The sequence below is a fragment of the Oceanobacillus sp. CAU 1775 genome, assembly GCF_054482815.1.
Window position 1 is genome coordinate 225509 of sequence record NZ_JBTLRO010000005.1, and the last position, 22907, is coordinate 248415.

25 protein-coding genes are annotated in these 22907 nt (G+C 36.0%); 7 read left to right on the forward strand and 18 right to left on the reverse strand.

The window, feature by feature from the left end; translation table 11 throughout:
- Positions 1-7: 7 nt before the first annotated feature.
- The 5 genes from ACXYMZ_RS10730 to ACXYMZ_RS10750 all read right to left on the reverse strand — a co-directional run bounded on the left by ACXYMZ_RS10730 (position 8) and on the right by ACXYMZ_RS10750 (position 5818).
- Positions 8-778, reverse strand: a complete 771-nt coding sequence (locus ACXYMZ_RS10730; RefSeq protein WP_458948400.1) for an ABC transporter ATP-binding protein — start codon at positions 776-778, stop codon at positions 8-10.
- Entirely contained in the window at positions 768-1751 is a 984-nt protein-coding gene (locus ACXYMZ_RS10735; protein WP_458948401.1) for a FecCD family ABC transporter permease, read from the reverse strand. Before ACXYMZ_RS10735 ends, ACXYMZ_RS10730 begins: the two co-directional genes overlap by 11 nt.
- A 25-nt stretch (positions 1752-1776) precedes the next feature.
- Positions 1777-2700, reverse strand: coding sequence for a heme ABC transporter substrate-binding protein IsdE (gene isdE, locus ACXYMZ_RS10740; protein WP_458948402.1), 924 nt, complete (start codon positions 2698-2700; stop codon positions 1777-1779).
- Between the two features lie 204 nt (positions 2701-2904).
- Positions 2905-4887, reverse strand: a complete 1983-nt coding sequence (locus tag ACXYMZ_RS10745) for an NEAT domain-containing protein (protein ID WP_458948403.1) — start codon at positions 4885-4887, stop codon at positions 2905-2907.
- A 34-nt stretch (positions 4888-4921) separates the two neighbouring features.
- Complete coding sequence (locus ACXYMZ_RS10750) at positions 4922-5818, reverse strand: NEAT domain-containing protein (RefSeq protein ID WP_458948404.1); 897 nt, start codon at positions 5816-5818, stop codon at positions 4922-4924.
- 496 nt (positions 5819-6314) lie between these two features.
- Here ACXYMZ_RS10750 and ACXYMZ_RS10755 point away from each other — a divergent pair, with 496 nt between their 5' ends.
- Complete coding sequence (locus ACXYMZ_RS10755; protein ID WP_458948405.1) at positions 6315-7694, forward strand: Glu/Leu/Phe/Val family dehydrogenase; 1380 nt, start codon at positions 6315-6317, stop codon at positions 7692-7694.
- A gap of 42 nt (positions 7695-7736) precedes the next feature.
- Here ACXYMZ_RS10755 and ACXYMZ_RS10760 read toward each other — a convergent pair whose 3' ends face one another.
- From ACXYMZ_RS10760 to ACXYMZ_RS10770, 3 genes are all read right to left on the reverse strand, one after another.
- On the reverse strand, positions 7737-8684 hold the full coding sequence (locus ACXYMZ_RS10760; protein ID WP_458948406.1) for a cation diffusion facilitator family transporter: 948 nt from the start codon (positions 8682-8684) through the stop codon (positions 7737-7739).
- Positions 8685-8781: 97 nt separating this feature from the next.
- The gene (locus tag ACXYMZ_RS10765) at positions 8782-9654 is read right to left on the reverse strand and encodes an SDR family oxidoreductase (RefSeq protein WP_458948407.1); all 873 of its coding nucleotides are present in this window, start codon (positions 9652-9654) and stop codon (positions 8782-8784) included.
- A gap of 89 nt (positions 9655-9743) precedes the next feature.
- Positions 9744-10034 (reverse strand): hypothetical protein, encoded by a 291-nt coding sequence (locus ACXYMZ_RS10770; protein WP_458948408.1) that lies wholly within the window; start codon positions 10032-10034, stop codon positions 9744-9746.
- A 175-nt stretch (positions 10035-10209) separates the two neighbouring features.
- On the opposite strand from ACXYMZ_RS10770, the gene ACXYMZ_RS10775 reads away from it, so the two are divergent.
- On the forward strand, positions 10210-11313 hold the full coding sequence (locus ACXYMZ_RS10775; RefSeq protein WP_458948409.1) for a M24 family metallopeptidase: 1104 nt from the start codon (positions 10210-10212) through the stop codon (positions 11311-11313).
- A gap of 85 nt (positions 11314-11398) precedes the next feature.
- Here the strand turns inward: ACXYMZ_RS10775 and ACXYMZ_RS10780 are convergent, their stop codons facing one another.
- From ACXYMZ_RS10780 to ACXYMZ_RS10790, 3 genes are read right to left on the reverse strand one after another with little or no spacing between them, the layout of a single operon-like run.
- The gene (locus tag ACXYMZ_RS10780; RefSeq protein ID WP_458948410.1) at positions 11399-11596 is read right to left on the reverse strand and encodes a hypothetical protein; all 198 of its coding nucleotides are present in this window, start codon (positions 11594-11596) and stop codon (positions 11399-11401) included.
- A 56-nt stretch (positions 11597-11652) separates the two neighbouring features.
- Entirely contained in the window at positions 11653-13065 is a 1413-nt protein-coding gene (locus ACXYMZ_RS10785) for a hypothetical protein (protein ID WP_458948411.1), read from the reverse strand.
- Positions 13058-13612, reverse strand: coding sequence for an RNA polymerase sigma factor (locus ACXYMZ_RS10790; protein ID WP_458948412.1), 555 nt, complete (start codon positions 13610-13612; stop codon positions 13058-13060). Before ACXYMZ_RS10790 ends, ACXYMZ_RS10785 begins: the two co-directional genes overlap by 8 nt.
- Before the next feature lie 225 nt (positions 13613-13837).
- Between ACXYMZ_RS10790 and ACXYMZ_RS10795 the strand changes: the two genes are divergently transcribed.
- A complete protein-coding gene (locus tag ACXYMZ_RS10795; RefSeq protein WP_458948413.1) occupies positions 13838-14275 on the forward strand; it encodes a cupredoxin domain-containing protein in 438 nt (145 codons plus the stop codon).
- Positions 14276-14346: 71 nt separating this feature from the next.
- Here the strand turns inward: ACXYMZ_RS10795 and ACXYMZ_RS10800 are convergent, their stop codons facing one another.
- On the reverse strand, positions 14347-15021 hold the full coding sequence (locus tag ACXYMZ_RS10800; RefSeq protein ID WP_458948414.1) for a response regulator transcription factor: 675 nt from the start codon (positions 15019-15021) through the stop codon (positions 14347-14349).
- 547 nt (positions 15022-15568) lie between these two features.
- Between ACXYMZ_RS10800 and ACXYMZ_RS10805 the strand changes: the two genes are divergently transcribed.
- From ACXYMZ_RS10805 to ACXYMZ_RS10820, 4 genes are read left to right on the forward strand one after another with little or no spacing between them, the layout of a single operon-like run.
- Complete coding sequence (locus ACXYMZ_RS10805) at positions 15569-16861, forward strand: NCS2 family permease (protein ID WP_458948415.1); 1293 nt, start codon at positions 15569-15571, stop codon at positions 16859-16861.
- A gap of 29 nt (positions 16862-16890) precedes the next feature.
- The gene (locus ACXYMZ_RS10810) at positions 16891-17349 is read left to right on the forward strand and encodes a ribonuclease domain-containing protein (protein ID WP_458948416.1); all 459 of its coding nucleotides are present in this window, start codon (positions 16891-16893) and stop codon (positions 17347-17349) included.
- Position 17350: 1 nt separating this feature from the next.
- A complete protein-coding gene (locus ACXYMZ_RS10815) occupies positions 17351-17617 on the forward strand; it encodes a barstar family protein (protein WP_458948417.1) in 267 nt (88 codons plus the stop codon).
- Positions 17618-17647: 30 nt separating this feature from the next.
- A complete protein-coding gene (locus ACXYMZ_RS10820; protein ID WP_458948418.1) occupies positions 17648-18190 on the forward strand; it encodes an NADPH-dependent FMN reductase in 543 nt (180 codons plus the stop codon).
- A gap of 74 nt (positions 18191-18264) precedes the next feature.
- Here ACXYMZ_RS10820 and ACXYMZ_RS10825 read toward each other — a convergent pair whose 3' ends face one another.
- The 6 genes from ACXYMZ_RS10825 to ACXYMZ_RS10850 form a co-directional block, all read right to left on the reverse strand.
- Complete coding sequence (locus tag ACXYMZ_RS10825; RefSeq protein WP_458948419.1) at positions 18265-18879, reverse strand: hypothetical protein; 615 nt, start codon at positions 18877-18879, stop codon at positions 18265-18267.
- Between the two features lie 60 nt (positions 18880-18939).
- Positions 18940-19713, reverse strand: a complete 774-nt coding sequence (locus ACXYMZ_RS10830) for a hypothetical protein (protein ID WP_458948420.1) — start codon at positions 19711-19713, stop codon at positions 18940-18942.
- Positions 19714-19844: 131 nt separating this feature from the next.
- Positions 19845-20783: a malate dehydrogenase gene (gene mdh, locus ACXYMZ_RS10835; protein ID WP_458948421.1), complete on the reverse strand. Its 939-nt coding sequence runs from the start codon at positions 20781-20783 to the stop codon at positions 19845-19847.
- Positions 20784-20856: 73 nt separating this feature from the next.
- Positions 20857-21132: a BMC domain-containing protein gene (locus tag ACXYMZ_RS10840; RefSeq protein WP_458948422.1), complete on the reverse strand. Its 276-nt coding sequence runs from the start codon at positions 21130-21132 to the stop codon at positions 20857-20859.
- Between the two features lie 16 nt (positions 21133-21148).
- A complete protein-coding gene (locus ACXYMZ_RS10845) occupies positions 21149-22663 on the reverse strand; it encodes an acetaldehyde dehydrogenase (acetylating) (RefSeq protein ID WP_458948423.1) in 1515 nt (504 codons plus the stop codon).
- Between the two features lie 36 nt (positions 22664-22699).
- Positions 22700-22906, reverse strand: coding sequence for a hypothetical protein (locus ACXYMZ_RS10850; RefSeq protein ID WP_458948424.1), 207 nt, complete (start codon positions 22904-22906; stop codon positions 22700-22702).
- Between the last annotated feature and the right edge of the window lies 1 nt (position 22907).

Here is a 22907-nt window from a genome sequence, read left to right on the forward strand (position 1 = left end):
GATTCGATTATATCCCGATTGGAACAATATATGTGCCAACATCTGCATCGTTTTTCACGACAACATTGACACCGTAAACTTCTTGGATTAACTCATTTGTAACAATTTCTTTTGGATTACCATTCGCAACGACTTTTCCTGCTTTCATTGCAATTACTTGATGACTATATTGTATCGCTTGATTTATATCATGAAGGACCATAACAATCGTAAGTCCATGCTCTTCACATAACTGTTTCACTAATTCTAGAATTTCATATTGAAAATAAATATCTAAATTGGAAGTAGGCTCATCTAAAAATAGATAAGGCGTATCTTGCGCAAGTGCCATTGCAATCCACACACGTTGTTGTTGCCCACCTGATAACGTATCAATCGGTTCATGACGTTTTTCATAAACGCCTGTACGTTCCATCGCCCATTTAACTTTTTTCTCATCTTCCTCTGTATCTGCAGCAAAAGTTGATTTATGTGGCAGTCTTCCATAATGAACAAGTTTTTCTACTGTCATATCTGCTGGCGCCGAGTTCTGCTGATGTACCACACCAAGTCGCTTAGCAAGCTCTTTTGGTTTATATTGGTGAATCGCTTTCCCATCCAAAATAACACTACCAGCTTGAGGTCTTAAATTATTTGTAAGAACTCCGAGCAGTGTTGATTTTCCACAACCATTCGGACCAATTATCGTCGTAATTTCGCCTTCACGAATATCAGCTGCAATATCATGTAGGCGTTGTACTTTATCCTGATAGGAAAACGATATATCTTTAATTTCCATAAATGCGATCACTCTTTCTAAGTAGGAAGATTAGGAATGGTCCACCGATCACAGCAACAATAATCGATGCTGGAATTTCAATTGGAGAAAGAATTGTACGACCTAACGTATCTGCCGTAATAATTAGTAATGCACCGGCAAGAGCTGAAAATGGGATAAGTAATTTATGATCATTCCCCACAAGTGAGCGACCAATATGTGGGACAAGTAATCCAACAAACGTAAACATACCAACAATTGCTGTTGCGACTGATGCAAGTAGTACTGCTACAATCGAAATAATGAAGCGTGCGCGGTTTACGTTAAACCCTAAATTTCGTAAAGTTTTATCACGTAAGCCAAGATGGTTACACCAAGCATAGATAAGCATGCTAAGGATTAAACCAATCGATCCATAGATTACAATAATTTGTACGTCATTCCATGTCTTCATCGTTAATGTTGATGTAGTCACAGAAACACCTGACATCATGCTACTTGCATTCATTGAGCTAACTAATTCACTTAATCCAGTAAATAGCGCGTTGATTGCCACACCTATTAAGATCATTCGTAGCGGATTGAGGCCGGATTTCCATGAGAACATATAAACGAGCAAGAAGGCAAATGCCCCACCAATAAATGAAAATAATGGCGTATAGAAATACAGTGTCGGGAAAAATGTGACAACGATAATCGACATGAACCCTGCACCTGAAGATACACCGATGATCCCTGGTTCTGCAAGTGGATTACGCATAACTGCTTGTAAAAGCACACCAGAAACGGAAAGTGCCGCACCAGCAAATAGTGCAATTACGATTCGTGGTAAGCGTAAATCTTTTATTATTTCTACATTATCATTTGTCCCAGTGAATAGTCCTTTGATAAGTTCCCAGGCAGTGACATCAATACTCCCTGTAATCATCGAATAAATCGTTACGATAAATAGTAAAGCAATGACGACGATAAAACTTATTAACTTTTTATACATCATTAAAAACCTCTTTCGTCATCGTTTACTCTGTTAGTTCAGGATAGAGAATTTCCACTAATTCTTGCATTGCTTCGACCACAGCTAAGTTTGCCGTTGTTCCAAATCGTGTTTCTTCTAAATCATAAACTCTGTCATTTTGGACAGCTTTAAAATGTTTCCAAATATCATTCTCTTGGAATTCACGGTCAAACATTTCTACAACTGCTTCAGGCATACCATGAGCCATACGTAAGATTACGTCTGCTTCTGCCTGTTGGAGGTTCTCTGTATTTGCTGCAACGAATTCGACATCAGAATCCTCTATTGCATTCACACCACCAGCTCTTTTTACAAGATCACCAACATATGAGTTCTCTGTACCAACAAGGTAACTACCTGGTACTCCTAGTAAAATAAGTACTTTTGGTGAATCTAGCCCCTCAATTTTTGCTTCAATTTCTGTCATCTTTTCATCAAAAGCTGTTGTTAATTTTTCAGCCTGTTCTACTCGATTGTATTTTTCACCTAAGATATTGATTCCTTCATACATACCTTCCACACTTTCAAAATCATGATATGTGACTGGTAAATCTGTACGTGCATATTTTTCCTCAACGAATTCTGTTAGTGTTGTTACTGTTAAAACTTCGTCTGGTTTAAGTGACATGATTAGTTCTAAATCTGGCTCCATCGCTAGTCCGACTTCCGGAAGTCCTTCATAGCGCTCTGGCATGTCTTTATAAGATGTTGGAATTCCAACTAAATCTAATTCTAAAGCATCCATGATTTCCACAAGCGCTACTGTTGTTGCGATGATGTCTGCGTCTGTTTCAGCCTCTAATTCAACAACTTCACTGTCCGTTGACTCTACTTTCGTTTCAGTGTCTCCTGAATTATCATCAGAACCACAAGCAGTTAAGATAATAAGCATACATGCTAAGAGTAATAAAAATAAGTTCTTTTTCATGATAATCCCCCTTTCAAATATGTAAGTATTTAATTTATATAGAAGTATATTATATTTCCTTCTCAAGGCGCCAATAAAATACTAAAATTGCGGTTAGGCTTGAAGGGTTAGATTGAAGAATTTGTTTTTAAGAGGTGAGATTTTGAAATAAAATGTGGAGCCTTACTGTTCTAAGGAACAGTAAGACTCACATTGTTTATTTAATTATGCTACCAAGCGTTTTCTAACTGTATATGCTATTACAGAACCTGAACCTATTAATAATAAAGTTAATAATAATAGATTTGAATTTTCACCCGTTTGTGGGTTATTCGTTGGGTTACCATCAATTACAGTTGGTACTGGAGTTTCATCAACTTCTGGTACATCTGTATTTTGGTCGCCCCCTTCTTCAGTTCCATTTAAATCTTTCACAGCTGCTTCTGGATCAACTGCGTTTTCACCGTCTGGTCCATTATCGTTTGTTGAAGCAACTAATAGATAGTTACTTGCATCTAGCTCAACTGAAGTTTCAGGATCTAATATTAAACGAGCATAGTGATGTTGGTTTTCATATACACCTTTAACATCAATAATCATGTCTAGCAAAATAACATCTGATAATTCCCCTTCTACTTTCAATTGGAAAATAGTTCGGCCATCATCTGTTCTTTCAACAACTACCATCTCTTGGTAGCTATCTCCTAATTTAACTCTAAGTGATTTAATATACTGTCCACTTTGTGCTTCTGTACTGATTTGAAGATATTTAACTCCGTTCTTTTCTAAAAGAACAGCAGTACTATCCATAAAGTTCATTGAAGCAGATACTTCATCACTGTTGCTTTGTAAGATAGTGTATTCAATCTGAGTCGCTTTATCTGGGACTAAATCATTATCTGACTCAGACTCTTCTTCAACTGGGGGAGCAAACACACCGTAAGTTGAGAAATGAGTTGGGTTAAATGAAATTTTTCCATTTCTAGCAGTAGCATTTTGTTTTTTCCAAGTCTTATCTGATTCATCATAGTAATAAATATCAATATCTCTATCTTTAAATTTCTCTGCATCATAATCCATTACTAGTGAAAATTGACCTTTGAAATTTCCAAGATTAGTAAAATCAAATTCATATACTCCACCAGCAACTTCTAAATTACCGATATTAGTTGGATCTTGAGAAGTTACTTTTAATTCAACACCTTCAGGTAATTCATATGGAAGGGATAACACAGCATCTCCATTATTAATATTAACAGTGTCTAAGTATTTTACAGGTGCTTTAACTCCCAGTGATACTTCGATTACTTCTGGTTTACGAAAATCTCTTTTTATATTTTCATCAAATGCTAAATCGACTTCATGTTCCATTTTGTCTCCAAATGGAGGCACAATTACCATTCCAAAATCTAATGCTTTAGAAAGGTTACCAGGATGTTCGAATTGGAAAAAGAAAGAACCATCTTTATTCTTATCTCCCCATGTTACTTCCTCTCCATTAATAGTAAGTGACTCAATAAATTGTCCACCTGTACCACTCATTTGAATCATTGTTTTTCCATCATGTTCAAAGACAATCGCAGGGTTGTCAAACTGACGACTAACTGCTGGTGATTTTGAAACTAGTTTGATAAAAGTAGCGTTGTCTGGCAGGCTAACTACAGTAGATTCTTCTACTGGATCTTTGTCTTCATTTTCTTCTTCTTTTGGTTCTTCTTTTGGAGTTTCGGTTTCATTATTCAGTACGAGTGTAGACTCAAGTAGTTCTGGAGAAACTTCTGAAATATCTTCAACGCCAAAGAATACTCTTACAGTGTGTTCCATTACACCTGGTCCAAAACTACCTGTATCAATTACCATATCCATATAACTATACTCTGGTAATTCACCATCTACAGTTAGTTCAAGAGTTCCAGTTTTTCCATCTTCATTTCTTGAAATCTTAGAATCATAATCCTGAACACTAAGTTCTTTAATCATACTGGCACCAGTAAAGTTAAATTCTACTTTTGTAATCCCATCTATTGTTGATATAGTAGCTGGTGCAGAAAGATAGGTACTCATTGATGAAGTATCATTTTCTTTATCTTTTAAAATAATAAAGTTGATTTCTTCACTATCTGCTGCTAACACACTACCTCCAAAAGAAGGTAAAGCTAATAAAGTAATTACTAAAGTAAATAAAAGTTTTTTAAGCTTATTACTCATTTTATTGTCTCCCTTTCAACATAAATATTTATTTTTAAAATTTGAATTTCCATACTAAGAAACCTGCTGTTGAAACTAAAATTATTCCTAATACTACCCAGATAGCAGCCGATGAACTTTCTTCTTCCTGTTCTTCTTCTTCTACATCTGTCTCTTCTATTTCTTCTTCCACTTCTTCGGAGGCAATTTCATCCTCTTCAGGACTAGCTTCTTCGAGTTCTTCCTCTTCAGGTTCTGTCTCTTCTGCTTCATCTTGTTCTTCTGCTTTGGCTTCTTCTTTTGCTTTTTCTTCTGCTTCGGCCTTTGCTTTTGCTTCCGCATTAGCTTCTGCCTTTGCTTTTGCCTCTGCTTCCGCTTTAGCTTTTGATTTTGCTTCAGCTTCTGCCTTTGCTTTTGCCTCCGCTTCCGCTTTAGCTTTAGCTTTAGCTTTAGCTTCTGCTGCTGACTTCGCTTTTGCCTCTGCTTCGGCTTTCGTTTCTGCTTGTGGTAATCCACTCACATTAAAAACTGCACGCGCTGTAAATACATGGTCATAACCATTTGGTGGTAATTCATCTGCAGGAACAACAATATGCATTTGCATACTTAGTGGTTTTGATAGATCACCGTCGACTTTAAATCTTACATCACGTGTTTTATTTGCCGCGTTTTCACTAATAATTGTCACTGGACCAGATGGTGCTGATAATGACTTAATATAGTTACTACCAGTTAAATGAATTTGAATGGTTTGAACTCCATTCTCAACAATCAACTTCGCAGGCTTAGTGAAATACCCATCAGCGATTGATGTATTATTACTGCTTGCTTCTTTCATTTCATAGGAAATATCATATGTACCATCAGCAATCTTAGCAAATACTGGGGAAGCTGTGAAAAACACAGAAAGTATCAGAGCTGCACCTATGAAGAATGAAAATTTACTTTTCAAGCTTTCTTCCTCCTTTTTATTAACAGGAACTCATGTAATGTGGTAAAATGAAGTATCTTCTATTCAACCAATCTACTCTTCATTTCCTCTTCTAATTGAAAATAATTCTCAGCCTTTTAAATGTATCAAGCATTACAAAATAGGGCAAGTAAAGTCATGTGAATATAATGTGAACTTTTTCTGAAAACAGTTTTCTTTTACGGAAATTAAGAACTAAATATCCCACCCCCACGATTAAACCACGTTGTTACAGCTTGTTAGCAACTATATTCTCATGGTAAACCTTACCTCCTTCCATTATAGTGATAAGAATCACAACAATATAACTCAATTGTGAACATAATATGAACATAAGATTATCCTTTTTGTAATCATATTTATTTGATAATTTAAACATCTTTTTAGACTACCTATACATATAAAAATATAAGTCGTTTACCTAACAAAATGTAGGGAAATATCACAGTAGATAAAAAATCGATCAGGAGTTGAGATGATGGCTATTAATACAGAAATGATTATTAGTAATTCTTTAGACGCTCTTTTTGAAGATGAAAGCTTTTTACCGAAAATTAAGGATTCGAAAAGGGATAAAGCTTTTCGCGCGTTAAAATCAATCCTTACTACACCTAACCATGTCAGCAAATCTTTCCTAAGAGTTACACTTGAAAATAATGAAGTTGTGAGAATACCAGCTTTTCGTGTCCAACATAATAATACAGTTGGCCCATATAAAGGTGGTATTCGTTATCATGAATCTGTTACAGAAGAGGAAGTCATTAACCTTGCAACATTAATGACGCTGAAGAACGCTTTACACGAAGTACCATTCGGAGGCGCAAAAGGTGGCGTCATCATTAACCCCCGAGAATATGAGGACCGTGACTTACATGTCATTAGTAAGAAATATGTACAATATTTCAGTTCGATTATTGGACCAGATCGTGACATCCCTGCTCCAGATATGGGAACAAGCGAAAGAGAAATGGATTGGATGGTTGGGGAATATAAAAGTATTCATCCCGGCCAACATTATCTAGGTAGTTTTACAGGTAAGAGTGTTTTAAATGGAGGCTCGCTTGGCAGAAGAGAAGCAACTGGAAAAGGTGTGTATTTCGTTTATAAAAATTTACTATCCGACTACCTTCATTCCCAGGAAAAGGCACTAGAGAATAGCGAAAGTAAATTTGCAAAAACATTATTAAACTTTAAAGATAAAACAAGTAAAATAGCGATCCAAGGATTTGGTAATGTAGGATCTGTTATCGCAAATGATGCCTATCATTGTGATACTTTAACGAATAAAGTTGTTGCAGTAAGTGACCGAAATGTAACACTTATTCATGAGAATGGATTGGATATTCCAGCACTTATTCAATTTGCAAATACTCATGAGGGAGATTTACCTCAGACTCCAGAAGAATTAAAAGAAGTTGCAGTGGAGGCAAGTATCGAAGCGAGAGATGCAATTTTAACATTGGACGTTGATTCATTATTCCTTGCAGCCTTAGAAAATCAAATTACCGAAAGTAACATGAAAGACATTAAAGCAAAACTTATTATCGAAGCAGCAAATGCCCCGGTTACGGCAGAAGCTGATCGTTATTTAAGTGATAAACAAGTGATTATCCTACCTGATATCTTTTCCAATGCTGGTGGTGTTATCGTTTCTTACCTTGAATGGGTTCAGGGTCGTGATACGCAGTACTATACGGAAGACGAAGTATTTCAAAGACTATATGAGAAAATGGCAACAACATGTGAAAGAGTATTCCCTCCATATTTTCATGGAAAATATACATTACGTGACGTCTGTTATATGCAATCAGTTACAAGACTTTCCACAATCATGTATCGCCAAGGAAAGCTTTATTAAAATAAAATGTCAGCCCACCAAACACTAGTGGACTGACATTTTTTATTTCCAATTCTTTTTATCATCATCTTCAATAATTCCAAGTATTACGTCTGCAACTTCTGCTTGACGCAGTAATTCATTTTTTAATCTAAATTTAATATCATCTGCTTCATTTAATGTTAAGCCTTTTTGCAATTCGATTGTACCTTCTACATGATAAAGTCTACCCTCTTGAATAATTCTAATCCGCTGGATATCTACAACAGCTTCATCTTTTAGAAGGATTGCCGTTAACTTATCTTCAACTTCCGCTGGTGCGGCTACTCCTATCAAACCAACCATATTGTCGTAACCAACACGATATGCAACGTAAAACATTAATAGACCAATGATCATGGATGCAATACCATCTGCTTGAGCTATATTGAAAAATTGTGCAAGAGAAATCCCTACAATAGCAAGCACAGCACTAAATGTCGCGACGAGATCCTCATAGAAAACTAGCCTTGTTGCAGGAGATGCTTTTCTTACATTACGAAAAGCTTTGCAAATTATTCCGCTCTCTTGCACAGTACCAGATTCAACTGCAATTTCCTTCATTGCTTTATAAAGAATGAACCCATCAACGAAAAAAGCGATGATTAGTACAATTAAATTCAAAATAAAATTACTAGCTTCAGTCGGGTGATGGAATAAATGCCAACCTTCCTTCACCGTTTCATAAGCCATAATCGTCACAACAACGACTGCAATCATACAAAATATATTAATGACGCGACCAAAACCTGTCGGAAAGCGTTTAGATGGCGGTAATTCCGCAAGTATACTCCCAAAAAATACAAACCCTTGATTTATCGCATCAGCTAAAGAGTGCATAGCAGAGGCAAACATCGTTCCACTACCACTTATCGTCGCTGCGACAGCTTTTATCCCAGCTAAAAATGTATTTCCAAGGGCGGCGACCCCTGAAGATGTATTTCCTTTTTTAATTTTTGCAATTAGGCCCATTCCGCAATCCCCCTAGTACGATTATTTATTCCCAAAAATAAGCAATTTATCCACGAAGGATTATGGGGATTGCCCGTTCATAAACTTAAAACGTTTCTTATCCACTTACAATCGTACCGCCATTCACATGAATGGTTTGACCCGATACATAACTGGAGTCATCGCTCGCCAAATACACATAAGCTGGTGCTAATTCTTTTGGTTGGCCTGGACGTTTCATTGGGGTGTCGCCACCAAATGAACCAACCTTTTCCTTACTGAACGACGCTGGAATTAATGGTGTCCAGATTGGTCCTGGAGCAACAGCATTCACACGAATTCCATCATCTGCTAAAGCACCTGATAAGGATCTCGTAAATGAAGTAATAGCACCTTTTGTCGCAGAGTAATCGATTAAATCAACATTTCCATTATAAGCTGTCACAGAAGAAGTATTGATAATACTACTTCCTTCTTTTAAATTAGGTAGTACGGCTTTTGTTAAATAAAACATACTAAAAACGTTTGTCGCAAATGTTCTCTCTAATTGGTCCTTGGTTATATCCATAAAACTTTCTTGTGGATGTTGTTCTCCTGCATTATTCACAAGAATATCGATTTTTTTGTAGTAATCTAATACTTGTGCAGCCGCAGATTCGCAAAACGATTGACTACCGATATCACCATTAATGAGCAAACATTTCTGACCTTCTTGCTCGATTAACCTCTTCGTATCTTTTGCATCTTCATGCTCATCTAAATAAATAATCGCAACGTCTGCACCTTCTTTAGCAAAATACAGACTGACAGCTCGTCCAATTCCACTGTCGCCACCAGTTACGATGGCAACTTTGTCTTTCAATTTATTGCTTCCTTCATAATTTGGATCAACATAATCTGGTTCTGGCTTCATTTTTGTTTCAATACCTGGTTGTTTATTTTGCTTCTGTGCTGGCGGTGTAATCTTTCCATTGTTTTCTTCCGTTTTCATTTGTTAATCGCCTCCTGAAGTCTAGATATTCCTTCTTACTCTTCCCGATATCTATACTAATCAATCGTGAAAATTTCGGAGGCGATCTTTTAATGAAAGGTTATTGGGTTTACAGGTATACCATTTTGCATGAGACTAATCGCAATATTGTTTACTCCACGCTTATCCTGCAGTAAAAATACCATGTCATTAAATGATTCGTCATAAAAAAAGTACCAACATTTAATATCTTCCTTTTTCTGAGCTGGTATAAGCGATTTGATATCCCCTTGATTCGTTTCAGTTGCTGTAATTGTTCTTACTTCTGTCTTCCAATCTTTTCTTAGTAAATGTGGATGATGTTCTTCCATATATCCATTAAAAACCTGAATGATACACATGCCCCTTCCACCCCTTATTATAAAAGTTTCTCCTGGCTTCTTTATTAGAATATTTATACTGTTCATTATAACTAACTTTACGTTCTTAATCAAGAACATAAAGTTAGTTATAAAACAAATTGCTATTTAGTCTGTTATAATAAAAGAAATAAATCAGATTTTAAGGAGGAAGAGAATGAGCAACGTGTATAAAGAGAGATTACAAAAGCTTGAGGCTCACTTAGAGAAAGAAAACATTGAATTAACGATGATTACCGAGCCTACAAATGTGTTTTATTATACTGGTTTTTTATCAGAGCCTCACGAGAGATTTTTATCACTTGTTAGAGATCAAAAGAAAAAAGTATGGATTTTATTTGTTCCAGCTTTGGACAAGGATATGGCAGCTGAACAATCTGTGATTGATAATATTATTCCCATTTCAGACGAACAAGACCCTTTTGAGGTGTTTAATAATCATACAAGCGATCAAGTGAAGCTATTTGCATTTGAAAAGAAATCTGTAAACGTCTTCCGCTATGAAGAGTTGCAAAAATACTTTACCGAAGCGGTATATACAGACATTCAACCCTTCATCAATTCCGAAAGAAAGAAAAAGTCTCCTGAAGAAATTGTAAAAATGAAAGAATCCATTCGTATTATTGAACGTGTTCTTGAAGAAGGTATCAAAAAAGTTAAAGTTGGAATGACAGAGTCTGAACTTGTAGCTGAATTAGAATTTCTTATGAGAGAGTTTGGTGCAGATGGTCCCTCCTTCTCTACCATTGTTCTTTCTGGAGAAAAATCAGCACTACCACATGGCTCACCTGGAGATAGAAAAATATCCCATGGCGACTTCTTATTAATTGACTTTGGTGTAATCAAAGATGGCTATTGTTCGGATATCACAAGAACATTCGTAATTGGCGAAGCTTCAGAGAAACAGAAAGAAATCTATAATATCGTTTTAGAATCGACAAACTCAGGAATTGCAGCTGTAAAGGCTGGAGTACCTTTGAAGACATTTGATATTGCATCTCGTAAGGTTATTCAAGACAATGGCTATGGAGAGTATTTCAATAATCGTGTTGGACATGGACTAGGTTTAGAAGTTCACGAAGAACCGTCCATCCATGAAAACAATGAAGAAATTGCCGAGCCTGGCTTATTGTTTACCATTGAACCTGGAATTTATATTCAAGGACAAGGTGGCGTAAGAATAGAAGACAACGTTTATATCAATGAAGACGGGGAAGCTGAAGTATTAACCTCTTTCCCGAAGGAATTAATGATATTATAATTTAGAAAAAACGCTCATTTGATTGAGCGTTTTTTTCTTAAGTAGATATTTTACTAAAACAACTGAGAGTCTAATAAAAACTAGGCTACTCATCAAACTCTCTATATTCATTAACATAGAAGGACACATACCCACAGTTTGAGCAAACTGCTGCTTTAGGTTTTGCAGATACTCTTTTGAAAAGCCCCTTCTTCTTTTTGCTTATTGTAATTCCATATAACCCACCATCAACATTAATATCACAATCTACTGTCATTTCATTTTGACATTGATGACATTTCAATTTATTTATCCCCCTTTTTTCCATCACACGAACTAACTTAAATTTTGTGCTGGTTTCTAATGCCATTCAATCGATTTAATAAAGTAATCTAACCTAGTAATTAAATATCCGCCATTATAATCGTCATAATTTGCATGCTTATGCATGTAATACCACTCGTTGTTCGATTCAAAGAATTCAAAGAATCCACTGATATTGATTTCACCATCCTCCCCGGAATTAGCCGATGCGTAAGAATAATGGTTAGGTATAGCGGCTCCCGCGATTTCAGGTGGAGCAAAAGCCAGGTCAATATCAAATGCGTCAAACATAATTTCTTCACCATCTTTAAGAGGAAATTCTTCTTTAAGTTTACCAATCGAATAAAAACTGTCATCGGAAATACTAGAATTGGTAAATCGCCATTCAGTGAATTGATCATGTTCTATTCGCCCGACTTCCGTATCGATAGGAAGATAACTGGTTAACTGTAACTCTTCATTTTCATATAGCTCCATTTGCACGACATCTGGTGTAAAGCTTGCTCCAATTGGTAATAAGACAGTTTTTTCAATTGGTCGATTGTATTCAAGATGATCTCTTCCTATTGAATCATGTATATCCAATGCTCCAACAGCATGTAATTCTGTGAATAAGTGAATAGGTAAATCCCAACTTTCAGTATCTTCCAATGATAATTTAGAAGTAAATATCATTTGATAACCAAACAGTTCGGAAGTGATAAAATCATGAAATGTACCATTTTCCTTATCGATAAATGCGACCATATCTGCATTTGTTAACTCAAATGGAAATATATCGTCATAATTAGAAGAGACCATAGGATTGGACTTTAATGTTTCAATAAAGGTTCCAAGTTCTATCGGTATTTCTTCAGCATGGGCATAACTTGCTTCGACCTCTTCAAGATGTTCAGAAAATACGTCTGGCGCATCTTGTTTGAATAATTGTAGAGTCATTTCCTCGCCAGTTGGACCAGATAATTGCATAGTAAGCTTATCTCCATCTTCCATTTCTTCAACTATCCAGTCTGCTGGTACATAGGTCATTAAATCAAGATTAGAAAAACCGACCCGTTGGAAATCCGCTGATTCTCCGAGATCTAACGGCTGCCGCTTTAAGATTTCATTTAATATATTGCTGATTTCTTGTTGATCCATAACCTTTGGTGCGACTTCTTCTTGAATGTCTTCGTTACCTTGTCCCCCTGTATCTTCTGGCGATGGTACGTCGAACACTCCAAAAGCCAACACTGTGATAATCCCTACAGCAGCAACAGAAGAAAAAACACCAACCACATGTTTTCTCAGTCCGAATTTCTTCCTTTTTATAGGTGTGCGAGCACTATCTTTTAATCCGTCCTGAAAAGCACGTAAACTTTTTTCTTTTGCCTCTTGTGAAGCTTGTGTTTGTTGTTTTTTATCAAGGACTTCAGATAATATATCTTTCTCATGTTCACGTTTAGTCATCAACTACCGCCTCCATGTTTATGTGTTCCGACAATGCTCTTCTTGCTCGACGCTGCATCGCTTTTACTGATAAAACTGTTTTCCCCATAATATCTGCTGTTTCTTGTAAGGTAAAATCCTCAATAAACCGCAAATGAAGAACCATTCGGTAGTGCTCTGGCAATTTGTTGATCGCGTGCATGACTTCATTCAAATGCAAATTTTGGAGTACTGTCTGTTCCGCGGAAGCCTCTTTACCAAGAGTTTCTATACTGTTTTCTTCTATGGTGGTATTCTTGCGTTTATTTTTATTTTTTCGATAATAATCAATTACAACATTCCTGGAAATTTTGAATATCCACGTCTTAAACGAGGAATTTCCTTCAAATTGATGCAGCCTCTTTGCAGTTTTATAAAATACATCTTGCAACAATTCCTCAGCGTCATGATAATTGTTCGTCTGGGAATATATATAATTAAAAATACGGTCCACATATCTAAGATGTAATTCCTCTATGGCGTGATAATCATCGTTAAGTATTTGACGTATAAGTTCACGATCTTCCACGAATGTACCCCCTATCCTGCCCTCATCCTTATAGACGAAAAATTTTATGAAAAGATCCTCGGGATTAAAAAAATATTATTTTTTGCGATATTAATTAACCACTCTAAATCAAACGATAAAATAACGTTCATATAATCTCCATTACTTCTCCACAGAAAATGGATACTTTTTCCCTATAATTACTATTGTAAAGATAGAAACAAAGAATACGAGGAGGAAATAAAAATGAAAAAGAATTTACTTTTTACAATTTTCCTAGGTTTAATTTTAGTACTTGCAGCTTGTGGGGGCGATGACAACACGTCAACGTCTGAGGAAGTTGATGATAAGGATATAGAGGTAGTTGAAGAAGATACTTCAGAGGAGTCTAAGGAAAATAGCGAAACAGATACAGCAGCTGCAAGCAATGAAATTACAGTAGTTGGACATAATTTTGGTTTTGATCAAGATGAGTATGTTGTACAATCTGGTGAGGAAGTTACTTTGACTTATGTAAACGACGAAGGCCACCACGGAATTTCCATTGATGAATTTGATGTGCACATAAATGGAGAAGGTGAAGCAACTTTCGTTCCTGATGAACCTGGTGAGTATTTAATTTACTGTAACATTATGTGCGGTGAAGGTCACGGAGATATGGTCACAATATTAATCGTATTATAAATCAAATAAACTAGATATCATTAAAAAACTCCTCGAATTAAACTTTCAGGAGTTTTTTAGGTGCTTTTTAATTAAAACGTTTTCACCCACTGATAGCCTATCCCCCATATTGTCTTGAGATAATTATCGATAGGAAAACCTGCTCTTTTTACTTTTTGTCTTATATTTTGTACATGTGAATCTACTGTTCTTGTATCCGTAACGGAAGTTGAACCCCAAATTAAATCAATAAGTTGTTCTCTCGAAAATACTTGATTTATATTTTGGATAAAATGGCCCAGCAAGTTAAATTCTATTGGAGTAAGTTTGATTGATATATTTTTGTAATTCAAGTTAAAATAATCTTTATTCCACGATAAACCGTCTATCTCTACCTCCCCACTCGACTTGGTTCTTCTTAACACAGCTTTTATTCTTGCTAAAAGCACCTCTTCTACAAATGGTCTCACAATATAATCATCTGCACCAAGCTCAAAACCTCTCACAATGCAATCTGTATTTGCACATGTCGAGACGACAATTAGAGGAGCATCCGTATAATTTCTTAACTTTTCACAAAAACTCCAGCCATTACTTTTATTTAATGGAACGTCAATTATAATAAGTGAAAATTTCTTTCTTTCTATTGTTTCAAGCGCTAGATCTAAATTTTTAACTCTTTCACAGTGAAAGCAATCCTTAGTTAAACACTCTTCTACTTCATCTAATGCTATCTTTTCATCATTAATTAATAGTATTTTGTCCACGTCATCACCTCTCAGTAATATGACTTCTATTTTAATTATGAAGTTGCGCTATATTGAATTCCTTGATGTAGGTCAAAATTTATATTTATTCATTCATTTAGGATAAACTTAAAGACATATTAGAACATGATTTTTATTTGATTATCAAGGCAAATATCGATATTATATGAAAGGTTGAGAAAATGTTTTTTGATAAGACGCTGTTAAAGCTTAATGTTGTTTTGAGGATAACCCCGCTTCGGAAATATACTACGCTTTCCGCGGGCGGCTGGTGAGCCTCCTCGCACGCTTCGCGATGCTCCGGGGTCTCACCGTTGCCTTTCATCCCGCTGGAGTCTTCGTATATTTCCGAAGCTCAATTTACACTTCTTATTTCTTACTTGTTGATAAATCAACAAGTAGCTTTAACATAGCCTTTAAAAAAGTCTTTTCTTATTGGTCTAGTAAAAGTATTTAAAACAATATTACTTGAAATGGAAAGCTTTTATGACGTATTACTAAATTGGCAGTTTAACCTGCAATAATAAAAATGAAAGAATGGTGCTCTATGTTTGAAAAACTATTTCATCTACAAGAAAATCAAACGACAGTTAGAACAGAAATAACCGCGGGGTTAACTACCTTCCTCACGATGGCCTATATTATCATCGTAAATCCAGCAATTCTTCACGGTGCTGGCGTGCCATTTGATCAAGTATTCATGGCAACGATCATTACCGCAGTTGTTGGAACGTTAATGATGGGATTATTTGCAAACTATCCAATTGCAATTGCTCCTGGAATGGGATTAAATGCGTATTTTGCATCGATTGTTGCTACACAAGGATTATCCTACCAAATTGTCTTTGGAACGGTATTTCTTGCTGGGATACTTTTTCTACTATTAAGTTTGACGAATTTACGTGAGATTTTAATTAATGAGATCCCTTATAGTTTGAAGTTTGGAATTACTGGAGGGATTGGGTTATTCATTGCATTTGTCGGGCTGAAAAATGCTGGGTTAGTCGTGCCAAATGAAGCGAATATTACCGGACTTGGAGATCTAACAGACCCGATGGTTATGCTAACAATCTTCGGTTTATTTTTAACACTTGTCTTTTACATGTTACATATCAAAGGTGCTTTGTTTTTTGGAATGATTATTACTGGGATTATTGCGTTCTTCACTGGTCAATTACAGTTTGATGGCTTTATCTCTGCTCCCCCTACTCCTGTATTTTTTGATTTAGATTTAGCTGGCGTATTTTCAAATGGATTGTATACGATCGTAATTGCTTTTTTACTAGTTACTTTATTCGACACAACGGGAACACTTATTGGAGTAGCTGAACAAGGTGGCTTCATGAAAAAAGGAAAACTCCCCCGTTCGAAACAGGCATTACTTGCTGATGCAACTGCAACGACTACTGGAGCAATGTTTGGAACAAGCCCTGCAACTGCATATATTGAGTCCACTTCGGGCGTTGCAGCTGGTGGAAGAACAGGACTAACTTCTTTAATAGTTGCTGGACTATTTGCATTATCGATTTTCTTTAGTCCGTTAATCAGTGTCGTGGCAAATGTCCCTGCGATTACATCTCCAATTCTTATCATCGTTGGTTCATTTATGATGCAAGGAGTGGCCAAAGTCGATTGGAAAACATTTGATGAAGCTTTTCCAGCATTTATTACAATGCTCGCAATGCCTTTTACAGCAAGTATCGCAACAGGAATTGCTGTTGGTTTCATTACGTATCCACTAATGAAGTTGGCGAAAGGGAAAGGAAAAGAAGTGCATTGGTTAATTTACTTATTTGCAGTTCTATTTCTCATACAGCTTGTATTCTTTCCAATGACTTAAGAACCGAGAACTAAAAAAGGATGAATGGCATGAAACGGTTTTTATCTATAGTTAGTGTACTAATAATTAGTCTAATTTTAACTGGTTGTTCCGTCTTGGATTTCAGTAATGAATCTATTGAAAAATCCGAAGTAACAATTGATGAAAATGGGTCTTACACAAGTATGGATGAAGTCGCACTTTATCTCTATACTTTTGGAAATTTGCCAAAGAATTATATTACAAAATCAGAAGCAAGTGAACTTGGTTGGATTTCAAGTGAAGGCAATCTTTGGGAAGTGACCGACCAAAAGAGTATTGGTGGTGACAGATTTGGCAATCGTGAAGGAAATCTCCCAGATAAAGCGGGTAGACAGTATTATGAAGCGGACATCAATTATCAAGGTGGTTACCGAGGAGCTGAACGTATTGTCTTTTCGAATGATGGCTTAATATATTATACTGCAGATCATTATGAAACATTTACCTTATTATACGGAGATGAATAATATGAACCATGTTACAATCGATGGAAGGAAAATGAATAATAGAGAATCGGTACATCCCTATTTAAAATCAGTACTTCAACTTGATGGGTATTATGGAGATAATCTTGACGCACTTTGGGATGCAGTAAGTACATTTCATCAATCTCTGAAGATTGAGCTGATTCATCGTGAAGTTATGATTGAGAATCTCGGAAGCTATGGTGTTGCAATCATTGAGTTATTTGAGGAAGCTGCCCAGGAAAATAGATTTATAACTTTTTGTAAATAACAAGCTGATTCAAAAAAGGAGCTATTTAAAATGAAACTTGTAGGAGTCTCGGGTGCATTGGCTGGAGATAAAACAGCTAGTGCTGTAAATGATGTGCTTAGAGCGGCAAAACGCTATGATCCTTCTATTCAAGTAGAATTAATCGACATGAGAGATTATGAAATTGAATTCGTTACAGGACAACCACTTGCTGCATATAACGAAGATACTTGGAATGTTGTGCAAAAGATACTATCTGCTGACTTTCTGCTATTTGGTACACCAATTTATCAAGCATCAATTTCAGGCGCATTAAAAAATCTTTTCGACCACTTACCAGAATATGCTTTCAAGGGTAAAGTGACTGGAATGATTGCGACTGGATGGTCGAACAGACACTTTCTCGTATTGGAATACCATTTACGGTCCATCCTCTCTTATTTTAAAGGCTTAGTCCCTTCAGAGAATGTGTTTATTCATAATGATTCGTTTGAAGTGGAAAGCGATTATATTATAGATAAAAGAGTAATTGAGCGGATGAACCGTCTCGCGGAAGAAATGGTTCAGTTGCAGCGAGGAATAAAAACTGACTAATTGATAAAAATAATGTTCAAAAATAACTCCCGTGATTAAACGAATCACGGGAGTTATTGACTTCCTGAATATATCTAATAAATTCTGTCTGAGTAATCTTTTCTTTCAATGAGCCATCTTCTAATGAAATAATAAGACATAACAGCAGACAAAATGATTCCTGTTACCGTTATGAACACTGCAGTCCATTCGAAAATGGACAGGTTGGCAAATTCACTCCACTTTATATCCCCACTTAAATTTTCAATAACTAAATTCATCCCATAGATACCCGAAATTACTGTGTAAAAGGTAATTACCTGTAAGAGAAAATTTAATCGTTTGTCTTTTAACTTTTCTTCATCTTGGAATAAAGTAGATAAGGTTTGGGTTACTTTATCATGTAATTTTTCCACTTCAAAGATTGATATAATCAACGATGCCATCTCTGTTCCTGTTTGTTTACTAGTGAACTCAGGTAAATAAATTTTTGATGAAAACTCATTAATCATCATGGTAAGTATTTCAATCTCCAAATGATCCTTTTCAAATTCCGTTTGCGAGTAGTTGTAGCTTAATTTTAATAAAACTAATTTAAAATAAAAAATAAGTAGTAAGGTATAAAAGTACTCACTGTACATTTGTCGTGTAATTTCCTCACTCATTTGCCCTTGTTCTTTTGTAAGGCAACTAAAGTGATGGTCAGTCACAATATAGTATGTGTTTGGTGCCCAGCGATCATAAATATGTTTTTCATAAAATCGTTCAACTTAATCTGGATTTGTTGTGCCAATGTATAAACTACCATCCGCTTGGTAACCATTTAACTGATTTATCCGATATAAATCCATTTTTGATATTTCTTTTTCCTCAGCACTTTGTATATAACTTACTACATACATGCGCTCATCCTTATAAAAAGGTAGACTGCCACCATAACTCTTCAAATCAGGTGTTTCTTGATCAATATAATCGTTAAAACTATAGAGAAGTTTCTCTGAAATAAAATCATTCACTTGATCAAAATCCTGATCTTCATAGATGAGTTTTATCTCCTTCTCCTTATCACCGCTTGGTACAAGATAGCTAAACAAGTCACCAAAGTACCCGATATCATTATTCGTAAGACCTGTGGGTAAGGTTATCCGAATATTTAACAGCCCAATATGAAAAGGGCAAAGTATCACATCAATGGATTCAATAGTAAAATCTATTTCAAGATGTTTCGATTGAAAGCTACATTTCTTTTTCATTACTTTTGAAAATCTTCGCAAACTCTTTTTCTTATCTGATGACGCAGGAAATAATATAGGTTCTATATTCGGCATGAAATATGTCTCTAAATTTTTATGATTGATCTTTGTACCACCATAAAATTTGTCATTCAATGAATCATCCGTGATATCAAAAAAAGTGAATTCGTTTGCTAGTAGTTCATCTGCTAAAGATTCGACTTTCCTTTGTTTAAGTAAAAACGGATAGAGGAATTGTTGCTTGGCTTCGTTTACTTGAAATGTGTGGTTATGGTCATTCCTGTCTTCCATCTTAATACCTCCAGGTAAAAAAATACCACCTTTTTATCGTATCTAAGCAATTCCCGAAAAATGTAAAAACAAACTTGGAAGTAAAAACCATTCCACAAATTAAGGAATGGTAGTAAATAGTCTATGTTCTTTTATAAAATATCAATAACTTTCTTTACATCCTCTGCTGAGAAATCTAATTGCCTCTTTTCTTCATCTGTTAACGGTAATTCAATTACACTTTCGATACCTTTACCACCTAAAATTGTAGGTACCCCTAGATAAATATTTTGGTATCCATATTCTCCTTCTAAATAAGCAATGGCCGGTAGAATTCTTCGCTCATCTTTGACAATTGCTTCTGCCATTTCCACAAGAGAAGCAGCAGGAGCATAATAAGCACTTCCATTACCAAGAAGATTCACAATTTCTCCTCCACCTTTTCGTGTTCGGTCAACAATGGCATCAATTTTATTTTGTGGTAATAAATTTTGAACTGGTATGCCACCTACACTCGAGTAACGAATCAAGGGCACCATTGTATCTCCGTGACCACCCAGAACAAAACCATTTACATCTTCCATCGCAATGTTTAATTCCTCTGCAATAAATGTTCGAAATCTCGCAGTATCTAAAACACCTGATTGACCTATTACGCGATTTTTAGGAAAGCCTGTTGCTTTAAAACAGGTATATGTCATCGCGTCAACTGGGTTACTTAAAACAAGAATATAACTATTAGGTGCATATTGAACAATTTTTTTGGAGACATCCTTCATAATCTTAGCATTTGTTTTCACTAAATCGCTACGACTCATTCCAGGTTTTCTAGCAATTCCTGCTGTGATAATAACCATATCGGCATCTTTAATATCCTCATAATTGGACGTTCCTTTAATCGATACATTGAACTTCTCTACTGGGCCAGCTTCTAGCATATCCAAAGCTTTTCCTTTTGTTGGATTAGTTTGCTCCGGTATATCAACCAAAACGACATCTCCCAATTCTTTTTGGGCAAGCAAAAATGCTGTTGTCGCGCCAGTAAAGCCAGCGCCTATTACTGCGAACTTCTTTCTTTTGAAAGCTGTCATTAAGTTACCTCCATTTTTTGAAAATAAATAGGATAGTAGATTCACTTAGCATCTCCACTATCCTATTATAGATTTAAGGTAAAATTCTTCCCAATTCACTATGAGGCCGAGGAATGACATGAACGGAAACAAGTTCACCAACTCTACTTGCAGCCTCACTTCCAGCATCTGTTGCTGCCTTCACAGCGCCTACGTCACCACTAACCATAACTGTAACAAGCCCAGCACCAATTTGTTCCTTACCAATTAAATTTACATTTGCAGCTTTAACCATTGCATCTGCTGCTTCGATTGCACCGACGAGACCTTTTGTTTCAACCATACCTAGTGCACCATTCACATTCGCCATTTAAATTCCTCCTTCATTATAAATTTTGATATTCTCTTAGGACTTGCTTTACTAAAAGTTCTATTTTTTCTTCATCAATTTTTTGTCCCTTATCGGATGCCGAATTAACAAAAGCTTCTTTTACGCGGTTGTTTAATGACCCGGTGTTTCCTTTACTAGTTCCAGGTTGTGGAATTTCTACATCTTTTATTCCATAAGCAACTCTTTTTGTATTAATAAGATGTTTTGCAGTAATGTTATCGGAACTAATATTTCCACCATAAGCCCCACAGCCTAATGTCATAGATGGCAAAAGAGCTGTCGTAGACCCAACTGCTCCTATAGAAGAGAGTGTGTTGACTAAAACACGTGAGACAGGCATCTTTCTACTAAACTCCATAACAATGTCATCATTTTTAGAATGTATGGCGAAACTATGACCTCTGCCACCAAGATTTAGTAATTCTAAACATCTCGCCTGCGCTTCATCCGAACTATTTGCAGTATAGAACCCAAAGATTGGCGCTAACTTTTCCAGAGAAAAAGGAACTTCTTTCCCAACTAGATCTTCTTCTGCAATTAAAACTCTAGTACCTGCAGGAACACGCACACCCGCCATTTCAGCGATCCTCACAGCTGGCTTTCCTACAATAGCTGGATTTAATTTTCCATTCCCTGGAGATATAATACCTGCTACCTTACTTTTTTCATCCTCATTTAAAAAATAGGATCCATTCTTTTTAAGTTCTTGAATAACCATATTTTTAATACTCTTGTCCACAACTATTGATTGTTCCGTTGCACAAATGGTACCGTTATCAAAGGATTTACTATCAATAATCATCTTTGCAGTTTTTTTAATGTCGGCTGTTTTCTCGATATATACAGGAACATTTCCTGGTCCAACTCCATACGCAGGTTTCCCTGAACTATAGGCTGCACGAACAAGTCCACCGCCTCCAGTAGATAAGATTAAATGAATATCGCGGTGCCTCATCAATTGGTTCGTCGCTTCCATGCTTGGTTCTGAAATCCAACCAATTAAACCTTTTGGTGCTCCTGCTTTAATCGCTGCTTCATTACAAATCTTTAATGTTTCAACCGTGCAACGTTTTGCTCTTGGATGTGGACTAACAACAATAGCATTTCCTGCTTTCAGAGCAATCAGTGTTTTATACATTGCTGTTGATGTTGGATTTGTAGTTGGTATAATAGCTGCGATTGTACCAAATGGATAAGCAATTTCTCTTAATTTATTTGCAGGATCATCATAGATTAATCCAACTGTTTTCTCATCCTTAATCGAATGATAAACGTCCATAGAACCAACTTCGTTTTTTAACACCTTATGCTCCACAACGCCCATTTCCGTTTCTTCTACTGCCATTTTGGCAAGCTCATATGATTTTTCATAAGCTGCTCTAGCAATTGCCTCGACGATAGAATCAATTTTTTCCTGAGAAAAGTTCATAAATTCTTGTTGTGCATGCTTTGCACTTTCTACGGCATCTCTCATTTCTTGAAGGGAAAGTAGGTCTTTATCTATATTCAAATTCAGCTGCTCCTTTCTCTATATGCTCTTGTTGATCTATCTATATGGAGAAAATGAAATAATCTCGTTATTTATTTGCATGTTACTCCCATTTGTACCCTTCATGACGATTGGTTTAGGTAGTGGGGTTTCATGATGCCATATTTTAACGGAATTTTTTTCTGTCACAGGATTTTTTTCTTGCATTTCTGTGAGAACTTCCATTACTAATTTAGTTACTTTATCCACCATTTCCTTATCCATT

Excerpts from the sequence above, each read along its gene's own strand:
- ACXYMZ_RS10730 (WP_458948400.1), bottom strand. The coding sequence starts at position 778 with ATGGAAATTAAAGATATATCGTTTTCCTATCAGGATAAAGTACAACGC.
- ACXYMZ_RS10735 (WP_458948401.1), bottom strand. The coding sequence starts at position 1,751 with ATGTATAAAAAGTTAATAAGTTTTATCGTCGTCATTGCTTTACTATTT.
- isdE (WP_458948402.1), bottom strand. The coding sequence starts at position 2,700 with ATGAAAAAGAACTTATTTTTATTACTCTTAGCATGTATGCTTATTATC.
- ACXYMZ_RS10745 (WP_458948403.1), bottom strand. The coding sequence starts at position 4,887 with ATGAGTAATAAGCTTAAAAAACTTTTATTTACTTTAGTAATTACTTTA.
- ACXYMZ_RS10755 (WP_458948405.1), top strand. The coding sequence starts at position 6,315 with ATGGCTATTAATACAGAAATGATTATTAGTAATTCTTTAGACGCTCTT.
- ACXYMZ_RS10760 (WP_458948406.1), bottom strand. The coding sequence starts at position 8,684 with ATGGGCCTAATTGCAAAAATTAAAAAAGGAAATACATCTTCAGGGGTC.
- ACXYMZ_RS10765 (WP_458948407.1), bottom strand. The coding sequence starts at position 9,654 with ATGAAAACGGAAGAAAACAATGGAAAGATTACACCGCCAGCACAGAAG.
- ACXYMZ_RS10770 (WP_458948408.1), bottom strand. The coding sequence starts at position 10,034 with ATGTGTATCATTCAGGTTTTTAATGGATATATGGAAGAACATCATCCA.
- ACXYMZ_RS10775 (WP_458948409.1), top strand. The coding sequence starts at position 10,210 with ATGAGCAACGTGTATAAAGAGAGATTACAAAAGCTTGAGGCTCACTTA.
- ACXYMZ_RS10785 (WP_458948411.1), bottom strand. The coding sequence starts at position 13,065 with ATGACTAAACGTGAACATGAGAAAGATATATTATCTGAAGTCCTTGAT.
- ACXYMZ_RS10795 (WP_458948413.1), top strand. The coding sequence starts at position 13,838 with ATGAAAAAGAATTTACTTTTTACAATTTTCCTAGGTTTAATTTTAGTA.
- ACXYMZ_RS10805 (WP_458948415.1), top strand. The coding sequence starts at position 15,569 with ATGTTTGAAAAACTATTTCATCTACAAGAAAATCAAACGACAGTTAGA.
- ACXYMZ_RS10810 (WP_458948416.1), top strand. The coding sequence starts at position 16,891 with ATGAAACGGTTTTTATCTATAGTTAGTGTACTAATAATTAGTCTAATT.
- ACXYMZ_RS10815 (WP_458948417.1), top strand. The coding sequence starts at position 17,351 with ATGAACCATGTTACAATCGATGGAAGGAAAATGAATAATAGAGAATCG.
- ACXYMZ_RS10820 (WP_458948418.1), top strand. The coding sequence starts at position 17,648 with ATGAAACTTGTAGGAGTCTCGGGTGCATTGGCTGGAGATAAAACAGCT.
- ACXYMZ_RS10830 (WP_458948420.1), bottom strand. The coding sequence starts at position 19,713 with ATGGAAGACAGGAATGACCATAACCACACATTTCAAGTAAACGAAGCC.
- mdh (WP_458948421.1), bottom strand. The coding sequence starts at position 20,783 with ATGACAGCTTTCAAAAGAAAGAAGTTCGCAGTAATAGGCGCTGGCTTT.
- ACXYMZ_RS10840 (WP_458948422.1), bottom strand. The coding sequence starts at position 21,132 with ATGGCGAATGTGAATGGTGCACTAGGTATGGTTGAAACAAAAGGTCTC.
- ACXYMZ_RS10850 (WP_458948424.1), bottom strand. The coding sequence starts at position 22,906 with ATGGATAAGGAAATGGTGGATAAAGTAACTAAATTAGTAATGGAAGTT.